Below are 20297 nucleotides of genomic sequence, written 5' to 3' on the forward strand. Positions count from 1 at the left end.
GGGGGGGGCGCGCCCGGGGGGTTGCCCCCGCGCCTCCTGTGGGGGCCCACTGGGGGGGGGGTTGGCCCCCCCCGGGGGGGGGGGGGGGGGGGGGCGGGGGGGGGGGCCGAAGGCCCCCGTGGCCTGGGGGGACTTGTTGCCGCCGTTTCCGTTGCCGCCGAACACGACTATCAGGGTCGCCACCAACGCGATGACGCCCAGCACCGCGAGGACGGCGACGATGATCCAGGGCGCCTTCGACCCAGGCCCCCGCGGCGGTGGGCCCGGCGGGAAGGGACCGCCCGGCCAGCCCGGCGGAATCTGCTGGCCCGGCTGCGGGTACTGCTGGGGCGCATAGGGACTGGCGTACTGGCCCGGCGGCGGGTAGGGATAGGGGCTGCCCTGCTGGTAGGGGTACGGGCCGCCTTGGGGCGGGCCGCCTTGGGGCTGGCCGCCCTGGGGCTGGCCACCCCAATATGGGTCCTGCCCATATGGATTCGTTCCGTAGGGACCACCGGGCGGTACCGTCATCGTCCAACCACCATCCTTTAGTCCGCCGGCTAGGCGTCGTCCTGTACGCGGGCCATCGCCAACACGTCGAGCCGGCGGTCCAGCTCTTCGATCGACAGTTTGTCGCCGATCAGGCCGCGGTCGATGACGGTCTGGCGGATGGTCTTGCGCTCCTTGAGCGCCTGCTTGGCCACCGCGGCGGCCTCCTCGTAGCCGATGGCCGAGTTCAGCGGCGTCACAATCGACGGCGACGATTCGGCCAGCTCGCGCAAATGCTCGACGTTAGCCGACAGACCGGTAATGCAGCGCTCCGCGAACAGCTTTGACACATTGGTCAGCAGCTTGAAGGACTCCAGGATGTTGCGGGCCATCATCGGGATGTAGACGTTGAGCTCGAAGGCGCCATTGGCGCCACCCCACGCGACGGCGGCGTCGTTGCCGATCACCTGCGCGGCCACCTGCGTAACCGCTTCGGGCAGAACCGGATTCACCTTGCCCGGCATGATCGAGCTGCCAGGCTGCAGGTCCGGCAGCTGAATCTCGGCCAGGCCGGTCAGCGGACCCGAACCCATCCAGCGAACGTCATTGGCGATCTTGGTCAGTGACACCGCGATGGTGCGCAGCGCACCGGACGCCTCCACCAACCCGTCGCGGGCGGCCTGTGCCTCGAAAGAGTTTGCCGCGGTGCGTAATTCGCTCAGACCGGTCTTGTCGACCAGCGCCTCGACCACCTTGGCGCCGAAGCCTTCGGGAGCGTTGAGTCCAGTTCCCACCGCGGTGCCGCCGATCGCCAGTTCGCCCAGCCGGGGCAGCGTGGCGCGTACCCGCTCGATCCCGGCCTCGACCTGGCGGGCGTATCCGCTGAATTCCTGTCCGAGCGTGACGGGTACGGCGTCCATCAGGTGGGTGCGGCCGGATTTGACCACGGTGCGCCACTCGCGCGCCTTGGTCGCCAGCGCGCCGTGCAGGACCTCGAGCGCGGGGATCAGATGCCGCACCGCGGCCTCGGTCGCCGCGATGTGGGTGGCGGTTGGGAACGTGTCGTTCGACGACTGCGACATGTTGACATCGTCGTTGGGGTGCACGGTGACGCCGTTGGCCGCGGCGATCGACGCGATCACCTCGTTGGTGTTCATGTTGGAACTGGTGCCCGAACCGGTTTGAAACACGTCGATCGGGAACTGGTCGTCGTGGCGCCCATCGGCGATCTCTGTCGCCGCGGCGATGATCGCGTCAGCCTTTTCCGGTGCCAGCAATCCCAGGTCTTTGTTGACTTGCGCGCAGGCTCCCTTCAGCAGGCCCAAGGCGCGGATCTGAGTGCGTTCCAGACCCCGGTCCGAGATCGGGAAGTTTTCCACCGCCCGCTGAGTTTGGGCGCGCCACAACGCTTTTGCGGGTACCCGGACCTCGCCCATGGTGTCGTGCTCGATGCGGTACTCGGTGTCGGCCATAGATCGGCTTTCCTCGCTTTGGATTGATCAGGGCAGGGGATAGGCGGCAGAGCTGTCGCCGGTGAAGTCGATCGCGGAGTATTCGTTCAGCTTCGAAAGCCGGTGGTAGGCCTCGATCAGCCGCACGGTGCCCGACTTCGAGCGCATCACGATCGACTGGGTGGTGCAGCCGCCGGGGTAGTAGCGCACGGCGTTGAGCAGGTCGCCCTGCGTGACCCCGGTGGCGCAGAAGAAGACGTTTTCGCCCGACACCAGGTCCTCGGTGGTCAATATCTGGTCGAGGTCGTAGCCGGCGTCGAGCGCCTTGCGGCGTTCGGGTTCGTCCTTGGGCGCGAGCTGCGCCTGAATGGCGCCGCCCATGCAGCGGATCGCCGCGGCGGCGATGATGCCCTCCGGCGTGCCGCCGATTCCGGCCAGCATGTCGGTGCCCGACTCCGGCCGGCATGCGGAGATCGCCCCGGCCACGTCGCCGTCGGTGATCAGCCGGATCCGGGCGCCGGTGTCGCGGACATCCTTGATCAACTGGGCGTGTCGCGGGCGGTCCAGGATGCACACGGTCATGTCGCGCACCGACAACGCCTTGACCTTGGCGACCGCGCGGATGTTCTCGGCGATCGGCGCGGTGATGTCCAGCACGTGCGCGGCCTCGGGCCCCACGGCGATCTTGTTCATGTAGAACACCGCCGACGGGTCGAACATCGCCCCGCGATCGGCGACGGCGAGCACCGAGATCGCGTTGGGCATGCCCTTGCTCATCAACGTGGTGCCGTCGACGGGGTCCACGGCGAAATCGCATTCGGGACCGTCCCCGTTACCGACCTCTTCGCCGTTGTAGAGCATTGGCGCCTGGTCTTTCTCGCCCTCGCCGATGACCACCACGCCGCGCATCGACACCGTGTTCACCAGTTCGCGGATCGCGTCGACCGCGGCGCCGTCGCCGCCCTCCTTGTCGCCACGACCGACCCACCGCCCGGCGGCCATGGCGCCGGCTTCGGTGACCCGCACCAATTCCATGGCTAGGTTGCGATCCGGTGCTTCGCCGCGCGGGCGTGCCTGCGACGAGCGGTCGCCCTCACGTGTCATGGCCGTGATTCTCCCAGAAGCAGATCCGTCCGCTGGAGCTGGGCTCTGGGCGGTGATCACGGACTGGGATACTCACAGGATGACCGAGGAGCTGCAGCCCAACGCCGATGTGGCCGGCGAGCAGGTTCCGGCACCCGGGCCCGTTCCCAGGCCGGCGAAACCGCGGCTGTTGCAGGACGGGCGCGACATGTTCTGGTCGCTGGCACCGCTGGTGCTGGGGTGCATCCTGCTGGCCGGCCTGGTCGGGATGTGTTCCTTCCAGCCGGGCGGGACGAACAAGGGAACGGTCCCGTCCTACGACGCGGCGACGGCATTGCGGGCGGACGCGCAGGCGCTCGGATTCCCCATTCGGCTGCCGCAGTTGCCCGCCGGCTGGCAACCCAACTCCGGTAGCCGCGGCGGTATCCAGGGCGGGCGCACCGACCCATCGACGGGCCAGCATCTGAACGCGGCCACGTCGACCGTGGGATACCTGAGCCCGACCGGGATGTATCTGTCCCTGACCCAGAGCAACGCCGACGAAGACAAGCTGGTCGGCTCGATCCACTCGACTGCGTACCCCACCGGGGCGGTCGACGTCGCCGGCACCCACTGGGTCGTGTACCAGGGCGCCGGACAAGGCGGCGCGGACGCCGAGCCGGTGTGGACCACCCGGCTCACCGCTCCGGGTGGCGCCACCCAGGTCGCAATCACGGGTGCCGGAAACACCGACCAATTTCGTACGCTGGCCGCGGCGACCCAATCCCAGCCGCCCCTGCCAACCCGATAGGAGGGACCCGCGTGACCGCACCCGAAGCCGACCTGTCCGGCTGGTCCGCGTCACCGTTCACCGGTGGCGGCTACACCCATGACGTCTACCGCAAGGGCGCCGGACCCGGGGTGGTGCTGATTCCCGAGATACCCGGCATCCACCCCGGCGTGCTGGCGCTGGGTAACCACTTGGTGGACAACGGTTTCACGGTCGCCATGCCGTCGCTCTTCGGTGAGCCGGGCAGGGCCGCGACGGTGGGCTACACGGCCGCGACCATCGCACGCGCCTGTGTCGCAAAGGAATTCGCGGCCTTCGCGACCAACAAGCCGCGACCGGTGTCACTGTTCCTGCGCGCGCTGGCCCGTGACCTCAACGCGTCGACGCCGGGCAAGGGCGTCGGCGTGATCGGCCAGTGCTTCACCGGCGGCTTCGCGCTGGCCGCCGCGGTCGACGACAGCGTGCTGGCCCCGGTGCTATCCCAGCCGTCCGTCCCGCTGCCGTTGGGCCGGGCGCAGCGCCGCGATACCGGGTTGAGCGAACCGGAGATGGCCACCATCGCCGATCGCTGTGCCAACGACGGCCTGTGCGCGATGGGCCTGCGGTTCAGCGAGGACAGGATCGTGCCGCGGGAACGGTTCGCGGCGATCAAGGAACGCCTCGGCGACGCGTTCGAGATCATCGAGATCGACTCGGGCCCGGGCAACGAAGGCGGTTTCAGCAAGATGGCCCATTCGGTGCTGACCGACGAGGTCCGTGAGGTCGACGGTCAGCCCGCGTACGAGGCACGCAAGCGGGTGGTCGAGTTCCTCAGCGCGCGGCTCAGCTAGGGCCGCATGGTGCTCGACGAGCGTGTGGTCGAAACCACGTATGGCCCGGTTCGGGGCGCTGACGCCGGCGGCGCCAGGACGTGGAAGGGCATCCGCTACGCCGCGCCGCCCGTCGGCGACCTGCGCTTCCGGGTGCCGGAGCCCCCGCAGCGATGGGCCGGGGTCGCCGACGCCACCTCCTATGGGCCCGCCTGCCCGCAGCCGTCCTTTCCCAACATGCCGCTGGAGCTGGGGGCGCCCCAGGACGAAGACTGCCTGAGCCTCAACGTCTGGGCGTCGGGGGACACCGCACCCGGCGACGGAAAACCGGTGATGGTATGGCTGCATGGCGGGGCCTACGTGCTGGGGTCCGGCAGCCAAGCGCTCTACGACGGCCGCAGGTTGGTCAGCGGCGGCGAGGTCGTCGTGGTGACGGTCAACTATCGGCTCGGGGCGCTGGGCTTCCTCGACCTTTCGTCGTTCAATACCGCGCGGCGGCGCTTCGACTCGAACATCGGCTTGCATGACGTGCTTGCCGCGCTGCGCTGGGTGCGCGACAACATCGCGGCATTCGGCGGCGATCCGCACAGGGTCACGCTGTTCGGCGAATCCGCGGGCGCCGGGATCGTGACCACACTGCTCGCCACCCCGGCGGCCCGGGGCCTGTTCACCGGTGCGATCGCGCAAAGCTCGCCGGCCACATCGGTGTACGACCGCGACCGGGCTCGTCAGGTCGCGGTGAGCGTGCTCGACAAGCTGGGAATCGCGCCGTCGGACGTGGACCGGTTGCCCGGCGTGCCGATCTCCGCCCTGCTGGCCGCGTCGCAGCGGGTGTTCGACGAAGTGCCCGTGCGCAACCCGGGCACGCTTGCGTTCGTTCCGATCGTCGACGGGGATCTGCTGCACGACTACCCGGTGAAGGCGGCGCAGGACGGCCGCTCGCATCCGGTCCCGTTGATCATCGGCACCAACAAGCACGAGGCGGCGCTGTTTCGGTTGCTGCGCTCGCGGCTGATGCCGATCACGCCGCGCGCGATCACGTCGATGTTCACCCAGATCGCCGCCGAGCAGCCCGACCTGCAGTTGCCCACCTCAGAGCAGATCGGCTCGGCGTATTCGCAATTTCGGCGGGCCAAGGCAAGGTCTATGAGCATCGCCACCGACGTCGGCTTCCGGATGCCGACGGTGTGGCTGGCCGAGGGCCACAGCAGGGTGGCGCCGGTGTATCTGTATCGCTTCGACTATGCCACGCCGTTGCTGAAACTGTTGTTGGTCGGCGCCGCCCACGCCACCGAATTGCCTTACGTATGGGGCAATCTCGGGGCGCAGAAGGATCCCACCTTAAAGCTCGGCGGCACTAAGACCGCCAGGGCGGTCTCGAAAAGGGTACGCACCCGGTGGATCAACTTCGCCACGGACGGTAAGCCCATGGGCCCGGCCGGCGAGCCGGATTGGACGGCCTACCGGGATGACGATCGCGCCTGCCTGATCATCGACAAGGTAGACGTCGTCGCCAGCGATCCCGATGCGCACATCCGGGCGGCTTGGGGTAGCGAGATGGTGGGTTTCCGGTAGCGCAGTTCGCGTGGGCCGGAGCGGTGCTAGCCCGTCGCCTTGGCCGCCTCGTTTTTCATCTGCCGGAACAGGTCCACGTAGTAGGGCAGGCATTCCGAGAGCGCCTTCTCCGTGGTGAACAGCGGCTCGTAGCCCAGGTCGCGCCGTGCCTTCTCGGTGGAGAAGTAGTTGTCCAGATACAACCGCTCGACGGCCAGCGGCTCCAGCAGCGGCGCCGGCATCCCGAATCGGAAATGCATTCGCTGCCAACCGGTCATCGCGGCGCGCACCATCGGACCGTTAACCCGGATCCGCGGCCAGTTTTGGCCGCAGGCCTCGACGACCGGGCGCGCGAACTCGAACATGTTGATCGGCTCGGCGTCGTTGATGAAATACGCCTGACCTGGCGCGGTCCCGCCGGGCACCAGATGCTTGGCGGCCAGGATGAAACCGTGAATCAGGTTGTGCACGTAGGAGTTATCCAGGCGCGCCGACTTGCGGCCGATCAGCACCTTGACGTGGCCGGCGATCACGCTCTCGAACAGCTTGCGGAACATCGTCTGATCTCCACGGCCCCAGATGCCGCTGGGCCGGATGGCACACGTCAGCATGTCCCCAATGCCGTTCTGCGACAAAACGAACCGCTCGGCGACCACCTTGGTCTCGGTGTACAGGTCGTTGAACCTGCTGGTGTAGGGCAGCGTCTCGTCCCCGCCGGAGATGTTCTTTCCGCCCATCACCACGCTGTTGGACGACGTGTAGACGAAGCGCTTCACCCCTGCCGCCTGCCCGGCGTGCACGAGGTTCTCGGTACCGCCGACATTGACCGCGAAACTGCGCTGGCGGTATTCGTCGGTGACCGACGCGCCGCCCATCAGCTCGATGATCGCCGCGGTGTGGAACACCGTGTCGATCCCGTCGACGGCCGCGGCGCACACGGACGTGTCGGTGATGTCGCCCTGCAGCACCTCCAACTGCGGATGCGGTGGCAGTGGCGACGGGGCGCGATCGAAGGAACGCACCTGGTATCCGCGGTCGAGCAAGGTGGTCACCAGGTTTGCGCCGACAAACCCTGAGCCGCCGGTGACCAGGACTCGGCCGAGTTCGGTTGTCAGTGATGGATCACCCATGCCGCGAAGCATAACTGAAACGTGTTCCAGTTTGGGAAAAAATTTTGGAATCGTTTTCGCCGCAGCGCCGCGTTCAGGCTTCCTCGGCCTGCCCGGCGGCGAGCGCATCCTCGACTCGCTTGCGCGCGCCAGCTAAGTGCTCTTCGCACCTTTTCGCCAGCTGCTCGCCTCGTTCCCATAGTTTCAGCGACGAATCAAGATCCAACCCGCCCTGCTCGAGCAGCCGCACGACTTCGATCAGCTCGTCCCGGCAAGCTTCATAGCCAAGCTGACTAATAGGCGTAATCGGCCGGGCCCCGCCACCGTCGTCCAAGCCGTCTTGCTCAACCATCGGCCAGCCCCTCACTCACCGCCGTTACGGCGCCGTCGGAAACCCGCACCCGCAGGCGGGTGCCCGCGGGCGCGTCTTGGACTGACCGCAGCACCTCCGCCGGCGCCCCACCTGCCGGGACCGTCTGCACCACGGCGTATCCACGGGCCAGGGTCGCCGCCGGGCCCAGCGTGGCCAGTCGCGCGGCCAGGTGGCCCACGCGGTCGGTCTCGGCGGTGATCAGCCGCGTGATGTCGCGGCGAACCGCCGAACGCGCGCGGTGAATCTCTTCGGCGCGCGCCGTCAGGGCGGTCAGCGGCTCGGCCAGCACCGGGCGGCTGCGCAGCTGGGCCAGCGCGCGTTGTTCGCGCGATACCCAATTGCGCAGCGCCTGCGCGCTGCGCCGTCGCATGTCGTGGATCAGCCGTTGCTCCGCGGCGGTGTCCGGGACCACCCTCTTCGCGGCGTCGGTGGGCGTGGCGGCGCGCAGGTCGGCGACGAGATCGCAGAGCGGGTTGTCGGGTTCATGGCCGACGGCGCTGATCACCGGAGTGCGGCAGGCGGCGATCGCGCGGCACAGGGTCTCGTCGGAAAACGGCAGCAGGTCCTCGACGCTGCCGCCGCCGCGGGCCAGCACGATCACGTCGACTTCGCGATCGCGATCGAGCTCGCGGAGCGCGTCGACGATCTGCGCGACCGCGTTGGGGCCCTGGACGGCGGTGTTGCGCACCGCGAACCGCACTCCGGGCCACCGCCCGCTCGCCACCGTCGTCACGTCGTGTTCGGCGGCGCTGGCCCGCCCGGTGATCAATCCGATCATGTTGGGCAGGAAGGGAATTGGTCGCTTTAGCCGCGGATCGAAGAGCCCTTCGGCGTCCAGCAGCCGGCGCAGCCTTTCGATGCGCGCCAGCAGCTCGCCGACCCCAACAGCGCGAATCTCGCTGAGCCGCAACGAAAAAGTGCCGCGCCCGGTGTAGAACGACGGCTTGCCGCACACGACCACCTGGGTACCCTCGGCCAGTTTGACCGGCGCACCCAGCACCAAGTCGCGCGGACACGTCACGGTCAGCGACATGTCGGCCGCCGGATCGCGCAGCACCATGAACACCGTCTTGGAGTCATTGCGCATGTTGATCTGGGCCAATTGCCCTTCGACCCATACGGTGCCAAGTTTGTCGATCCAGCCCGCGACGCGGATCGCCACGGCGCGCACCGGGAAGGGGTTCTCCGCGGAGTTCGGCTCCGGATTCGCCGCTCGGGTCACTTCGCGTTCGCGCGGGTGATCCTGTTGGCGAGCAGCGTCTGGAACGGAGCCCGGGCCTTGGTGGCCTGCTCGTAGGCCAGCAGCGCTTCGAGTTCGTCGACGGCCAGCGATTGCAGCCTGGCGCGCAGCTGGGCCAGCGTCAGCGCCGGATAGTCGAGTTCGGCGGCGACCGCCGGTTCCGGAACTCCCGTGTCGGCCGCCGCCGACTTCGTCGATATTCTCGCGGGCTTCATCGGGGGGTCGGCGGCCTCGGGTGCCTCGGTCACCGAGTACAGGGCGAAGCGCCCCTCGGCCCGGCGATCGCCGTTGCCGCCTTCCGGCTGCATCGCGGGAGCCCCGTTCTCAGCGCCGTCAGCCAAATCCTCGTCGAACGTCGCCCACTCCGGATTTTCGTCCTTGGGCGGAAAGATGGATTCCAGGGTGCTGTCGCCCTTGATCACCAGCTCGGCCAGGTTCTGCTGGAAGCGCATCACCAGGTGCGCCGCCTGGCTGGCCAGCGTCATCGGGTACATCAGGATCGTCTTCGGCAGCTTCATGGTCTCCTCGACGGCGACTGTCGCCGCGCCGACCAGTAGCCGAACTCCATACGGTGCAGTAGCCATGGGTCCAAGCCTGCCAGCAGCTGCGGATAACTCCAAGCCCGCCCGCGCGGGCTGGACTATGTGCCCCGTGGCGCGGCGGCCCGTACCCTGAATGTCATGCCGCCGACTGTCGATGTGGGGATTCCCGGCGCTGTGAAGTCGGGGACGCCGGTCGCCGATCCCACCCGTAAGCGGGTGCTCCTGGCGGAGCCGCGTGGCTACTGCGCCGGGGTGGATCGGGCCGTCGAGACGGTGGAGCGCGCCCTGAAGAAGCACGGCGCCCCGGTCTACGTGCGCCACGAGATTGTGCACAACCGCCACGTGGTCGACACCCTGGTCAAGGCGGGTGCCGTTTTCGTCCAGGAGACCGACGAGGTTCCCGAGGGCGCCATCGTGGTGTTCTCCGCTCACGGCGTCGCGCCGACGGTCTATGCAGCGGCCGCCGAACGCAACCTGCACACCATCGACGCCACCTGCCCGCTGGTGACCAAGGTGCACAACGAGGCCAGGCGGTTCGCGCGTGACGACTACGACATCCTGCTGATCGGCCACGAGGGTCACGAGGAGGTCATCGGCACCGCCGGGGAGGCGCCCGAGCACGTGCAGCTGGTCGACGGGGTCGGCTCGGTGGACAACGTCACCGTCCGCGACGAGAACAAGGTGGTCTGGTTGTCGCAGACCACGCTGTCGGTCGACGAGACCATGGAGATCGTCGAGCGGCTGCGGCGGCGTTTCCCGAAGCTGCAGGACCCGCCCAGCGACGACATCTGTTACGCGACCCAGAACCGGCAGGTCGCGGTCAAGGCGATGGCGCCCGAGTGCGAACTGGTGATCGTCGTCGGGTCCCGCAACTCGTCGAATTCGGTGCGGCTGGTCGAAGTCGCGTTGGGCGGCGGCGCCGCGGCCGCTCACCTGGTCGACTGGGCCGACGACATCGACCCGACGTGGTTGGAGGGCGTGACCACAGTGGGGGTCACCTCCGGCGCGTCAGTGCCCGAGGTTCTGGTGCGCGGCGTGCTGGAACGCCTCGCCGACTACGGCTACGACGTGGTGCAACCGGTGACGACCGCCCAGGAGACGTTGGTGTTCGCCCTGCCCCGCGAGATCCGGTCGGGTCGCTAGACGTCGTATTCCCAGGAGTCGGCCGGGGGCCGGCCCTGAGACCGGCCGTGCGCCCGTGACCGCCCCCGTCGTTCGGGGCGGGGTTCGGCTCTCGGCGCGCCGCGCGGCTGATCCAGCGGAGTTTCCCCGCGGTAGCGCACGCGCGAGATCGGGTGGTGCGTCGAATCCGCGCCGTTCGACCCGCCGCCGGTGCCGCCGCGACGCCGCGGGGCCTCGTAAGAAGGGTCGTAGGGCTCGTACCGGCCGAAACGCTCGGAGGATCCGGGCGGCTCATACCTGTCGTAATCATCGAACCGACTGCTGCGGGGTGCCGGTCGCTCGTACGGATTGCGGCGCGTCCGCGGATCCCGACGGCTTTCCCGCGGCTGGGCGGGCACGTCTGGATCACCGTCGGGCCTGGGACGGCGGCGCGACCGGCGCGGCGGGTCGGCAGGGTCGACGTCGCGGGGTGGGGCCTGGCGCCGACGCTGGGGACGATCGGCCACCGGCTCGTCCGGGTCTTCCGGGAAAGGCCGGCGGGATCGCGTTCGGGTCGAACGGGTGGCGGAACGATCGCCGCGCGCTGCCCGCCCGGTCTTCGTGGCCGTGTCCCGTGCGCTCGCGCGGGCCCGCCTTGGGCGGGCGGACGCGGCCTCGTCGGCATCGTCGTCCGCCGAACCGAGGCCCAGGTATGAGTTCAGTTTCGCGCTGACGCCGCCAAAGAAAGGCTTTCGTTCGGTGGCGCTGGGCCTTTCGTCGGTTTTGTTGGCGGCCAACGTCTTTCGGTTGGACGTGCCGGAATACCACCTGACGAGTCCGATCAGCAGGACGGCGCCGGCCGTGCCCAGCATCAGCGGGAACCGCTCGATGAGCGGATACCCGCAGTTGATCAGCAGGTCTTTCAGGTGACCGATTTTGCGTCCGTGGAATAGCCAGTAGGCGCCGGGCACGGCGCAGAAAAGTATCAGCGGCGGCTGGATGATTGCCGTGAACAGGCCTTCCTGGCGCACGGCCAGCACCGCTGCCAGGCAGCCCGCTATATAGAGGCCGGCGAAGACGTGTGTCAGCTCCTTGTGTCCCGATCCCGCGTCGATGGCATACCCGATGGCGGCGGCGCTGACGGCGATGACCAGCGCTGCCCACCACGGCACACCTGGGATATTGGGGAGGATCGCGCGGTGGGCAGGTTCCACAGCCGATCTGGCCCGCTCTGCAGACACATGTAGACCGTACCGGCAATGGGACGAATCGGCCGTAAAGACCATCTAGCGTCGGTGGGCGTGCCATGCCGTTCGGGCAGGAGCGATCCACGGCGCCCGGCGCCTCGACGCAGCCCTAGACTTGGTTTCCCGTGAGCCTGAGCCTGGGAATCGTCGGCCTGCCCAACGTCGGCAAGTCGACCCTGTTCAACGCCCTGACCCGGAACAACGTGGTGGCGGCGAACTACCCGTTCGCGACGATCGAACCGAACGAGGGCGTCGTGTCGCTGCCCGATCCGCGGTTGGCCAAGCTCGCAGAGCTTTTCAATTCCGAGCGCATCGTCCCGGCGCCCGTGACGTTCGTCGACATCGCCGGCCTGGTCAAGGGGGCCTCCGAGGGGGCGGGCCTGGGTAACAAGTTCCTGTCGCATATTCGCGAATGCGACGCGATCTGCCAGGTGGTCCGGGTGTTCTCCGACGAGGACGTCACCCACGTGGCCGGAGACGTCGATCCCCAATCCGATATCGAGGTCGTCGAGACCGAGCTGATCCTGGCCGATCTGCAGACGCTGGAACGCGCGCTGGGCAGGCTGGAGAAAGAAGCCCGCACCAACAAGGAGCACAAGCCCGTTTACGACGCCGCGCTCGCCGCCCAGCAGGTGCTGGATAGCGGGAAGACGCTGTTCGCCGCTGGGGTCGATACTTCGGTGCTGCGTGAGCTGAACCTATTGACCACCAAGCCGTTCCTCTATGTCTTCAATGCCGACGAGGCGGTGCTCACCGATGCGGCGCGGGTCGCCGAACTGCGTCAGCTCATCGCGCCCGCGGACGCCGTGTTCCTCGATGCGGCCATCGAATCGGAATTGACCGAGCTCGATGACGAGTCGGCCGCCGAGCTGCTGGAATCGATCGGGCAGACCGAACGCGGTCTGGATGCGTTGGCCCGGGCGGGTTTTCACACGCTGAAGCTGCAGACCTTTTTGACCGCCGGCCCCAAGGAGGCGCGGGCCTGGACCATCCACCAGGGCGATACCGCGCCGAAGGCGGCGGGGGTGATCCACACCGACTTCGAGAAGGGTTTCATCAAAGCCGAGATCGTGTCGTACGACGACCTGATCGCGGCCGGGTCGATGGCGGCGGCGAAGGCCGCCGGCAAGGTGCGGATGGAAGGCAAGGACTACGTGATGGCCGACGGCGACGTGGTGGAGTTCCGCTTCGGATCAACGTCTACGTCGAAAGCCAAGGCATAGACCCTTCCGACTGGACAGGTGTCCAGCTATCCTGACCCTCACGTTGATGCAAGGGGAACGGCTGAGATGAGCAAGGTTCCGAGTCGTCAGGCTCGTTTGGCACACGCAGCCAAGCACGCTGAGTTATGGAATCAGGGCAAGAAGGACGAGTGGGTAGCGTCGTGGCGCACCATCTGCCCTGGCGAGGTCCGCATGTTCGACCCGGTCGGCACCGAGGAAAAGCACGGTTTCGCCACTGCCACATCCGATGCCTTCGACATGTTCCAGTCGATTCTCAAGATCACAATGATCACGGTTCAGGTCAACGGGAACGAGATGGCCTGGGTGTGCGAGAACCGCTTCGGCACTGAGCCGAACGTGCAAATGGCATACAGCATCGAGACGTTTGCGTGGGACGACGACGGCAATCTGTTGATAAAGACGTACTATCCGATGCCGGAATCCGTTGGGGCCGAGGAGGACCCGTACGCCCGTCTGCTCGAAGGTCAGCAGTAGTCGCTTTGGCCGACGGCGACGTGGTCGAGTTCCGCTTTCAAACAACCTCTGCTAAGGCAGCCGGGCGCTAGCGCGGGTTCAGTCGGAAAAAGACGAACCGATGCGGGTATTGGCGCGGTGACCGCGGTAACCCGCCTACGCGTGAGGTTGAGTCTGCGCCGTCCAGACTCGACCGTCGTAGTAACGCATCAAACTCGGGTCGTTCTGATCGGGGTACCACCCAGGCGTCAAACTACTAGCAGCCGGCGGCGCTTGGCGCACAACCGGCTGCTCCACGACTGGCTGCTCCACGACGGTGGCATCCCTTGGTCTAATCACCGCTCGGGCGACGGCGATCACTACCGCAATGATCGCAATGAGGACCAGAATCCATATGAGGGAATTAATGGCACCGGACAACACCATTGCCTGCACCTCCTCTATTACGGGTGGGCAACGCCGATCTGATACCCGGGGCACCTACCGGTTAAACGCTGATGCAGCTGGTCCCTGGCGGCGGCCAAGGCGGCCCGGCGCCGGCAGGAGCCCATGACAGTCCGACGGCGACGTGGTCGACTTCCGCTTCAGCGTCTGATGCTTCTGGTCGCCACCAATCCCGGGGCCACTATCGGGGTGCGGTGTTCGCGATTACGCCGCTTCGACGGGTGACGTCGGGGATGGTGATGGAGCACCACCGGGGCCCCTGGGGGCCGGGCTGGGGACAGCGGGAGGGGTGAGCGAGCCGAACTGGGGACAGTAGGCCTGGATCGCAGCTCCCGTGAAGTAGGCAGCATTGAGGGGTGGCCAGTTGGTGGCGTTGGTGACCTTGGTGACGAGATCCGCGTTGCTGGTGTTGGGGTTATCGCTGAGGGTGGCGCACACGACGGTTTTCGCGACCTGGATGGCTCTCTCGGGTGCGCCGTAATCCATGCCGGAGGTGTTGAGGTTGGTGATGAATGCGTCGTCGGTGGCGTCGGCGTGCGCGGGCACGGCCAACCCGACGGAAAGCACCATCAACGCTATGGCTCTCACGACCATGGCATCCCCCTGGTTGGTCCGCGGTGTCCCGTGACCAGCGAACTCGCGACGAGATTCCATCGCAGCTTAACTAACTCCCGCCGCCGCCGCGCGTCTTGCGGCGCCGACGCCGGGCGCGCCGGCTTGTCGGACCGGGTGCCTAGCATGCCTCACGCAAGCGCTATCGCCGCGCGTCACCGCCGCGGCCCCAGGGAGGTTTCGTGAAGTTCATTTCGACCCGCATCATCACGGGCGACGTCAATCGGCTCGTCGCTTTCTACGAGATGGTCACCAACGTTTCCGCCGTATGGGGCAACGAGCTCTTCGCCGAGATTCCGACGCCGATTGGCACGCTGGCGATCGGCAGCGACAAGACCGTGCCACTGTTTGGGGACGGATCCGCTGAGCCGGCGGCCAACCGGAGCGCGATCCTGGAGTTCATCGTCGAGGACGTGGATGCCGAGTACGAGCGACTTCGCGAACGCGTGGGCGAGGTCGTGACCGAGCCGACGACCATGCCGTGGGGTAACCGCGCTCTGTTGTTCCGCGACCCGGATGGAAACCTCGTCAACCTGTTCACCCCTGTCACGGAGGAGGCCCGTGCCAAGTTTGGCGTCTGACGATGCCACGCGGAGCCTTTCCTGCGTCGCAGCGTTAAGGTGAAGCGTGGTCGCCGATGGCCATATCGACATGGCCGAGGAACATGAACGCCGGGCCGCCGCGCTGGATGAGCGCGAGAAGGCTCTGGAGCGGCGCGAGACTGAGGCCGCAAGACGCGACTGGATCGCTGGCCGAAGAGATCGGGTCGCTAATCAGCGGGACCGCATCGCGGATGAGCGCGAGCAGCTCGCCGACGAACGCGAGCAGCGCGCGGACGAACGCGAGGGCACGGCGGCGAAACGTGAACGGGAGCGGCTGCAACGCATCACCGAAGGGGTGGAGCGCAGCGAAGCCCGTGCCCGGCGTGAGCAGGCCGACGTGTCGCGTGAGATGGCGGACACCGAGCGGGATTACGACCACCCCTAGGGCTGTCGACCGCTCCCGGCTAGCCATTCGTATCCGTAAATATACTTTTGTGTAATAAATTTGCTGGGTATGCGGTCCAAGCCATTTTTTGGCTTACACGTGATACCCGCCACAAATTTTGGCTTGCTAAGTATCTCGTTGCTAATGTCCCTGGCCATGTTTGTTCTCGCTACGTTGATGTCGCTCATCAACCAGGTTTCCGGGACGCCGTATATTCCGGGCGGAGATTCTCCGGCCGGGACCGACTGTTCCGGTCTTGCTTCCTGGGTTGCCAATGCGGCGACTGACAGGCCGGTTTTTGGAAGTCGTTTTAACACTGGAAATGAAGAATCCGCTTTATTGGCACGGGGCTTCCAATATGGAACCGCCCCGAACGCCTTGGTCATCGGATGGAACGGTGGCCATACCGCGGTCACCCTGCCGGACGGGACCCCCGTATCCAGCGGTGAGCGCGGCGGCGTGCACATCGGCGGAGCGGGCGCCTACCAGGCCGGATTCACACATCACATGTTCCTGCCGATGCCCCCGGACGCAGAGATGCTCGTGCCCCCGCCGCCGGACGCTCCGCCTCCGCCCCCGGACGCTCCGCCTCCGCCTGCGGACGCTCCGCCGCTGCCGGACGCACCCCCGCCGCCGGACGCGCCACCGCTTTTGATTGGCGTTGTGGCTCCCGCGCCGCCGCCTCCGCCGGCGCCCGATTTGCCGCCGCCCGGCGATCCCGGAATTGCGAATTGACCAAAAAACGCATCGCACGTCTGTCGGTTAATGCGGCGGACCGCTGCGCAACATTGGTCACATTGCTTGCATTGCGGGCCTGGGAAAAGTGAAATAGGTCCGAACCACAACGGTTTGTGTGCTACGTCACTATCCAGGTGAGCAATTGTCACAGCGTCACCAATACAAAGTCCGCCCCAGGCGTCGATGACGATGCCGGGGCGGATTTTGCTGGGCGGGCCGACTGCGAACAAATCTCTATTGGCAGCGACCGTCGGCACGGGCGGCACGTATCCTGACGCTGCGCAGGCCCACGAGAGTTCCGAGCGAAGGCGGGAGCGGCCATGATCTTCATCGTCGTGAAGTTCGAAACGAAGCCCGAGTGGACGGACCGCTGGCCGGAACTAGTCGCCGCGTTCACGGCGGCCACCCGCGCCGAAGAGGGCAACCTGTGGTTCGAGTGGTCGCGCAGCCTCGACAATCCGGCCGAGTACGTCCTGGTCGAAGCCTTCCGCGACGCCGACGCCGGCGGCGTCCACGTCAACAGCGATCATTTCCAGCGCGCGATGCGGGAATTGCCGCAGGCGCTGCAGGCCACGCCCAAGATCATCAGCCAGACGATCGACGCGACGGGCTGGTCGAAGATGGGGGAGATGTCGGTCGACTGACCGATCTAGTCGGGCTGTCCGACGGAGATCGCGATTTCCTCGCCCAGCTGGTAGCCAGGCGCCAGTGGGAGAGTGTCGCCGCTCCAGAACGAGCCCGGGTCGAACGAATGCGCATCCTTGTCCGTGACGAGCAAGCCCATCTCCTCGTAGGTGATCGCCACCGTCTCCGCGCAGTAGGCCGTCTCCAGGCTCATCTTGCGCTGTTCCCTTCGGCGCTGCGTCTGCTCGCGAACCTTCTTATCCACCAACGGAATTCCTCGCACCCAGTCGTTGATGGTCGGCAGCCGGCCGCGGAACCACCGGCCGGTCAGCCGAGCGGTGGTCGGGAAGGGGGTGCCGTCCATGCGCGCGATGACCCGCAGCAGTTTGTCTTCCTGTTCGCGGGTGGCATAGGGCGTCAGCTGTCGTAACCAGCACCGCTGCTGGTAGCGATCGGTCCACTGCAGCACGGCCTGCCGCAGATCGTGAAGCTGCACGCCGCGATGGTTGCTGCCGGTCCACATGTCGGTGAGCTTGTCGCCCAGCTCGGCATGCCAGATCAGCGGCGGCAGATCGTCGATGGCTACCGTCATGCCGACGTGGTTCACCGGGGCGTTCGTCAACGTCTGAATTGCGCGATCGGGCCGCGACCGCCCGCGAAACAGCCACAGGTCACCCGTCCGGGTCTCGTTGAGTGCCTGGTCCAGGGTCAGCATGTAATCCCGCCGTCATCGGTCATCGGTGCGCGCCTTTCGGGTTCGCATGCGATCTGGGAGTCGTGACGCCAATGTTTTTGGGCCGCACGTAGATTGCCGGGCCTCCTCTCGGCGAGCGCGGACGCGACCGCGCGGCCGATGCCGCTGCCCGCTCCGGTGATCACGGCGGTCTTGTCGCGAAGGGTGTCCATGGCCGTAATAGCCTGTCAACTATGCGCAACATTTGGAAGTGGATCGGCCTGGCCGGCGTCGCCGGCGTCGTCGCCGGCGGTGCGCTGGTGGTGCGCGATCAACGTAAACGGCGGGCCTACACCGCCGACGAGATCCGGGCCAGGTTGCATCAGCGGCTGGCCGAGTCCAACCCGGAGGGTTTTCAATCCGAATCGCGTTCGGTCTGAACGGCGAATAAGCGGTAGCTGCCGGAAAAGCCCTTCAGCTCAACCTCGCTGCCCTCGTCGAAGGTGATGTCGTCGCAATCCCTCAGGGCGTTGTGCACCGGTTCGCTCACCAGGATCTGGCCACCGACGGCGTGTGCGGCGACCCGTGCCGCCATCGCCACGTTGCGCCCGAACAGATCGTCACCGCGGCGCACCGAGCGACCCATGTGGATGCCGATGCGCACCCGAATCTCCTCGTGCCGCTTTCGCTTTGCGTCCCGATGTAGCGCGTCCTGGAGATCTATTCCGCACCGCACCGCCTGCTCGGCGCGGGAAAAGGCGATCATGAATCCGTCGCCCTGGCTCTTCACCACGTGTCCGGAACGCCGTTGCACGAGATCCTGAACCAGCTTGTCGTGCGAACTGATCAGCTTGACCCACGCGCGATCGCCGATGCGCTCGTTGAGCGCGGTGGACTCCTCGATGTCGGAGAACAAGATCACCACGCGGCCGTCCGGCGTGACCCGGGCGAGGTCGGGCCGCTCGACCTCGGCCCAGTCGGCGAGGTCCTCGATCGAACTGCGCACGGCCGCGCCGAAACCCTCCTTGCGCACCAGGTTGGCGGTGTTCCAAACCCGTTTGACGGCCTCGCGACCGCCCGACAGCAGCTGAGTGCGGGCGTCGATGCGCTGTCGCAGGTCGTCGACCTCTTGCCGGGTGCGGGCCAGCAGTTGCCACAGCACCACGAGCGCGATGGCTTCGGCGGCCGCAATCCCGCCGAACGCGTAGACCGCGATATGCAGCGCATCACCCACGCCAGGAATCCTGCCAAACTCGGCGATCGGTTGTCGGGCCTACCGGCACTGTCTAGGGTTGAGCCCGGACGGCCCCGGGTAGTGCGTCTCAAGCGAGCCGATAGGTCACTTTTGGGAGGTTCGGTCTTGGCCGACGACGGAGGTGGTTCGTCAAACCTGCTGGTGATCTTCGGAATAACCGGCGATCTGGCCCGCAAGATGACGTTCCGGGCGCTGTATCGGCTCGAGGCCCGCAAGCTACTGGATTGCCCGATCCTGGGCGTGGCGAGCGACGATATGTCCGTGGAGAAGTTGGTCGAGCGGGCGCGCGAATCGATCGGCGACACCGGCGAGAAGATCGACGACGCGGTGTTCGACCGGCTGGCGGGCCGGCTGGATTACCTGCACGGCGACGTCACCGACAGCGCGCTCTACAGCCGCCTGGCCGACATGATCGGCTCGGACTATCGCCCGCTGTACTACCTGGAAATGCCGCCGTCCCTGTTCGCGCCGATCGTGGAGAACCTCGCGAAAGTCGACCTGCTGGAGCGGGCACGCGTCGCGGTGGAAAAGCCGTTCGGCCACGACCTGGCCTCCGCGCGCGAACTCAACGCGCGGCTGCGTGCGGTGCTCGACGAAGACCAGATCCTGCGGGTGGACCACTTCCTGGGCAAGCAACCCGTCCTCGAGCTGGAGTGCCTGCGCTTCGGCAACCACGCGCTCGCCGAACTATGGGACCGGCGCAGCGTTTCCGAAATCCACATCACCATGGCCGAAAACTTCGACGTCGAGACCCGCGGCAAGTTCTACGACGCGGTAGGCGCCCTGCGCGACGTCGTCCAAAACCACCTGCTCCAAGTGCTGGCGCTGGCGGCGATGGATCCGCCGGTCGGCTCCAGCGCCGACGACCTCAACGACAAGAAGGCCGAGGTTTTCCGCGCGATGCCGGCCCTATCGCCCGACCATTGCGTGCGCGGTCAGTACCGCGGCTACACCGACGTCCCCGAAGTGCCGAAGGATTCCCAGACTGAGACCTTCGTGGCGCTGCGCACGGAGATCGACAACTGGCGCTGGGCCGGGGTGCCGATCTTCCTGCGGACCGGCAAGGCGCTGCCGGAGAAGGTCACCGAGGTGCGGCTGTTTCTGCGCCGTGTCCCGGCGCTGGCCTTCCTGCCCGACTGCCGACCCGCGGAGCCCAACCAGATCGTGCTGCGCATCGACCCCGACCCGGGGATGCGCGTCCAGATCTCCGCGCAGGTGGGCGACAAATGGCGCGACGTTCACCTGGACTCGTTGTTCGCCGAGGACCTGGGCGAGCCGGAGCGACCCTACGAGCGCCTCTTTCAAGCCGCGCTGACCGGCGATCGCCAGCTCTTCGCCCGGATAGACAGCATCGAAGAGACGTGGCGCATCGTGCAGCCCCTGCTGGACAACCCGTCCGAAATCCACCCGTATGACCGCGGTTCCTGGGGGCCCGACGCCGCGCGGTCACTGTTGCATGGTCACCACGCTTGGCAGGAGCCGTGGATGCCGCGAAGCACGTCCTCAGCACAGTAAGGAGAC

Annotated in this window: 23 protein-coding genes and 1 pseudogene; 12 read left to right on the forward strand and 12 right to left on the reverse strand. The window is 66.9% G+C overall.

What is annotated here, in order from left to right; translation table 11 throughout:
* The 3 genes and pseudogenes from A5745_RS23905 to glpX all read right to left on the reverse strand — a co-directional run.
* Positions 1-510, reverse strand: a pseudogene (locus A5745_RS23905) (hypothetical protein); the annotation flags it as partial.
* 29 nt (positions 511-539) lie between these two features.
* Positions 540-1940: a class II fumarate hydratase gene (locus A5745_RS00015; protein WP_076114679.1), complete on the reverse strand. Its 1401-nt coding sequence runs from the start codon at positions 1938-1940 to the stop codon at positions 540-542.
* A gap of 27 nt (positions 1941-1967) precedes the next feature.
* The gene (glpX, locus tag A5745_RS00020; protein WP_170874436.1) at positions 1968-3023 is read right to left on the reverse strand and encodes a class II fructose-bisphosphatase; all 1056 of its coding nucleotides are present in this window, start codon (positions 3021-3023) and stop codon (positions 1968-1970) included.
* Between the two features lie 79 nt (positions 3024-3102).
* On the opposite strand from glpX, the gene A5745_RS00025 reads away from it, so the two are divergent.
* Genes A5745_RS00025 through A5745_RS00035 form a run of 3 tightly spaced genes read left to right on the forward strand, consistent with a single transcriptional unit; the run spans position 3103 to position 6155 of the window.
* Entirely contained in the window at positions 3103-3792 is a 690-nt protein-coding gene (locus A5745_RS00025; RefSeq protein WP_076114680.1) for a DUF4245 domain-containing protein, read from the forward strand.
* A gap of 11 nt (positions 3793-3803) precedes the next feature.
* The gene (locus A5745_RS00030) at positions 3804-4601 is read left to right on the forward strand and encodes a dienelactone hydrolase family protein (RefSeq protein WP_076114681.1); all 798 of its coding nucleotides are present in this window, start codon (positions 3804-3806) and stop codon (positions 4599-4601) included.
* Between the two features lie 6 nt (positions 4602-4607).
* Entirely contained in the window at positions 4608-6155 is a 1548-nt protein-coding gene (locus tag A5745_RS00035) for a carboxylesterase/lipase family protein (protein WP_076114682.1), read from the forward strand.
* A 26-nt stretch (positions 6156-6181) separates the two neighbouring features.
* Here the strand turns inward: A5745_RS00035 and A5745_RS00040 are convergent, their stop codons facing one another.
* From A5745_RS00040 to A5745_RS00055, 4 genes are all read right to left on the reverse strand, one after another.
* Positions 6182-7276 (reverse strand): NAD-dependent epimerase/dehydratase family protein, encoded by a 1095-nt coding sequence (locus A5745_RS00040; protein ID WP_076114683.1) that lies wholly within the window; start codon positions 7274-7276, stop codon positions 6182-6184.
* Positions 7277-7337: 61 nt separating this feature from the next.
* On the reverse strand, positions 7338-7595 hold the full coding sequence (locus A5745_RS00045) for an exodeoxyribonuclease VII small subunit (protein WP_076059369.1): 258 nt from the start codon (positions 7593-7595) through the stop codon (positions 7338-7340).
* Positions 7588-8838, reverse strand: a complete 1251-nt coding sequence (gene xseA / locus A5745_RS00050) for an exodeoxyribonuclease VII large subunit (RefSeq protein ID WP_076114684.1) — start codon at positions 8836-8838, stop codon at positions 7588-7590. Before xseA ends, A5745_RS00045 begins: the two co-directional genes overlap by 8 nt.
* Positions 8835-9440, reverse strand: coding sequence for a lipid droplet-associated protein (locus A5745_RS00055; protein ID WP_076059283.1), 606 nt, complete (start codon positions 9438-9440; stop codon positions 8835-8837). The genes xseA and A5745_RS00055 overlap by 4 nt, the downstream gene beginning before the upstream one ends.
* Before the next feature lie 96 nt (positions 9441-9536).
* On the opposite strand from A5745_RS00055, the gene A5745_RS00060 reads away from it, so the two are divergent.
* The gene (locus A5745_RS00060; protein ID WP_076114685.1) at positions 9537-10541 is read left to right on the forward strand and encodes a 4-hydroxy-3-methylbut-2-enyl diphosphate reductase; all 1005 of its coding nucleotides are present in this window, start codon (positions 9537-9539) and stop codon (positions 10539-10541) included.
* Here the strand turns inward: A5745_RS00060 and A5745_RS00065 are convergent.
* Positions 10538-11740: a DUF6542 domain-containing protein gene (locus tag A5745_RS00065; protein WP_217695254.1), complete on the reverse strand. Its 1203-nt coding sequence runs from the start codon at positions 11738-11740 to the stop codon at positions 10538-10540. The two genes, A5745_RS00060 and A5745_RS00065, sit on opposite strands and share 4 nt — an antisense overlap.
* Before the next feature lie 131 nt (positions 11741-11871).
* Between A5745_RS00065 and ychF the strand changes: the two genes are divergently transcribed.
* Together ychF and A5745_RS00075 are read left to right on the forward strand one after the other, a co-directional pair.
* Positions 11872-12969, forward strand: coding sequence for a redox-regulated ATPase YchF (gene ychF, locus A5745_RS00070; protein ID WP_076114687.1), 1098 nt, complete (start codon positions 11872-11874; stop codon positions 12967-12969).
* A gap of 66 nt (positions 12970-13035) precedes the next feature.
* On the forward strand, positions 13036-13464 hold the full coding sequence (locus A5745_RS00075; RefSeq protein WP_139329365.1) for a hypothetical protein: 429 nt from the start codon (positions 13036-13038) through the stop codon (positions 13462-13464).
* 135 nt (positions 13465-13599) lie between these two features.
* Here the strand turns inward: A5745_RS00075 and A5745_RS25260 are convergent, their stop codons facing one another.
* The gene (locus A5745_RS25260) at positions 13600-13869 is read right to left on the reverse strand and encodes a DUF2510 domain-containing protein (RefSeq protein ID WP_076114689.1); all 270 of its coding nucleotides are present in this window, start codon (positions 13867-13869) and stop codon (positions 13600-13602) included.
* A 222-nt stretch (positions 13870-14091) separates the two neighbouring features.
* A complete protein-coding gene (locus A5745_RS00085; RefSeq protein ID WP_076114690.1) occupies positions 14092-14481 on the reverse strand; it encodes a DUF732 domain-containing protein in 390 nt (129 codons plus the stop codon).
* Positions 14482-14681: 200 nt separating this feature from the next.
* Between A5745_RS00085 and A5745_RS00090 the strand changes: the two genes are divergently transcribed.
* The 4 genes from A5745_RS00090 (at position 14682) to A5745_RS00105 (ending at position 16868) form a co-directional block, all read left to right on the forward strand.
* A complete protein-coding gene (locus A5745_RS00090) occupies positions 14682-15080 on the forward strand; it encodes a VOC family protein (RefSeq protein ID WP_076114691.1) in 399 nt (132 codons plus the stop codon).
* A gap of 70 nt (positions 15081-15150) precedes the next feature.
* Positions 15151-15486, forward strand: coding sequence for a hypothetical protein (locus tag A5745_RS00095; RefSeq protein ID WP_139329367.1), 336 nt, complete (start codon positions 15151-15153; stop codon positions 15484-15486).
* 144 nt (positions 15487-15630) lie between these two features.
* Positions 15631-16221: a peptidoglycan endopeptidase gene (locus A5745_RS00100; RefSeq protein WP_371336747.1), complete on the forward strand. Its 591-nt coding sequence runs from the start codon at positions 15631-15633 to the stop codon at positions 16219-16221.
* Positions 16222-16544: 323 nt separating this feature from the next.
* On the forward strand, positions 16545-16868 hold the full coding sequence (locus tag A5745_RS00105) for a putative quinol monooxygenase (protein WP_076114693.1): 324 nt from the start codon (positions 16545-16547) through the stop codon (positions 16866-16868).
* A gap of 5 nt (positions 16869-16873) precedes the next feature.
* Here the strand turns inward: A5745_RS00105 and A5745_RS00110 are convergent, their stop codons facing one another.
* Entirely contained in the window at positions 16874-17563 is a 690-nt protein-coding gene (locus tag A5745_RS00110; RefSeq protein WP_076114694.1) for a guanylate cyclase, read from the reverse strand.
* 212 nt (positions 17564-17775) lie between these two features.
* Here A5745_RS00110 and A5745_RS00120 point away from each other — a divergent pair, with 212 nt between their 5' ends.
* Positions 17776-17961 carry a hypothetical protein gene (locus A5745_RS00120; protein WP_076114696.1) on the forward strand — a complete coding sequence of 62 codons (186 nt, stop codon included), beginning with the start codon at positions 17776-17778 and terminating at the stop codon, positions 17959-17961.
* Here the strand turns inward: A5745_RS00120 and A5745_RS00125 are convergent.
* A complete protein-coding gene (locus A5745_RS00125) occupies positions 17937-18764 on the reverse strand; it encodes an adenylate/guanylate cyclase domain-containing protein (RefSeq protein ID WP_076114697.1) in 828 nt (275 codons plus the stop codon). The two genes, A5745_RS00120 and A5745_RS00125, sit on opposite strands and share 25 nt — an antisense overlap.
* Positions 18765-18881: 117 nt before the next feature.
* Here A5745_RS00125 and A5745_RS00130 point away from each other — a divergent pair, with 117 nt between their 5' ends.
* Entirely contained in the window at positions 18882-20291 is a 1410-nt protein-coding gene (locus tag A5745_RS00130; RefSeq protein WP_076114698.1) for a glucose-6-phosphate dehydrogenase, read from the forward strand.
* Positions 20292-20297: the final 6 nt, after the last annotated feature.

The organism is Mycobacterium sp. IS-2888, from assembly GCF_001954215.1.
Lineage (GTDB): Bacteria > Actinomycetota > Actinomycetes > Mycobacteriales > Mycobacteriaceae > Mycobacterium.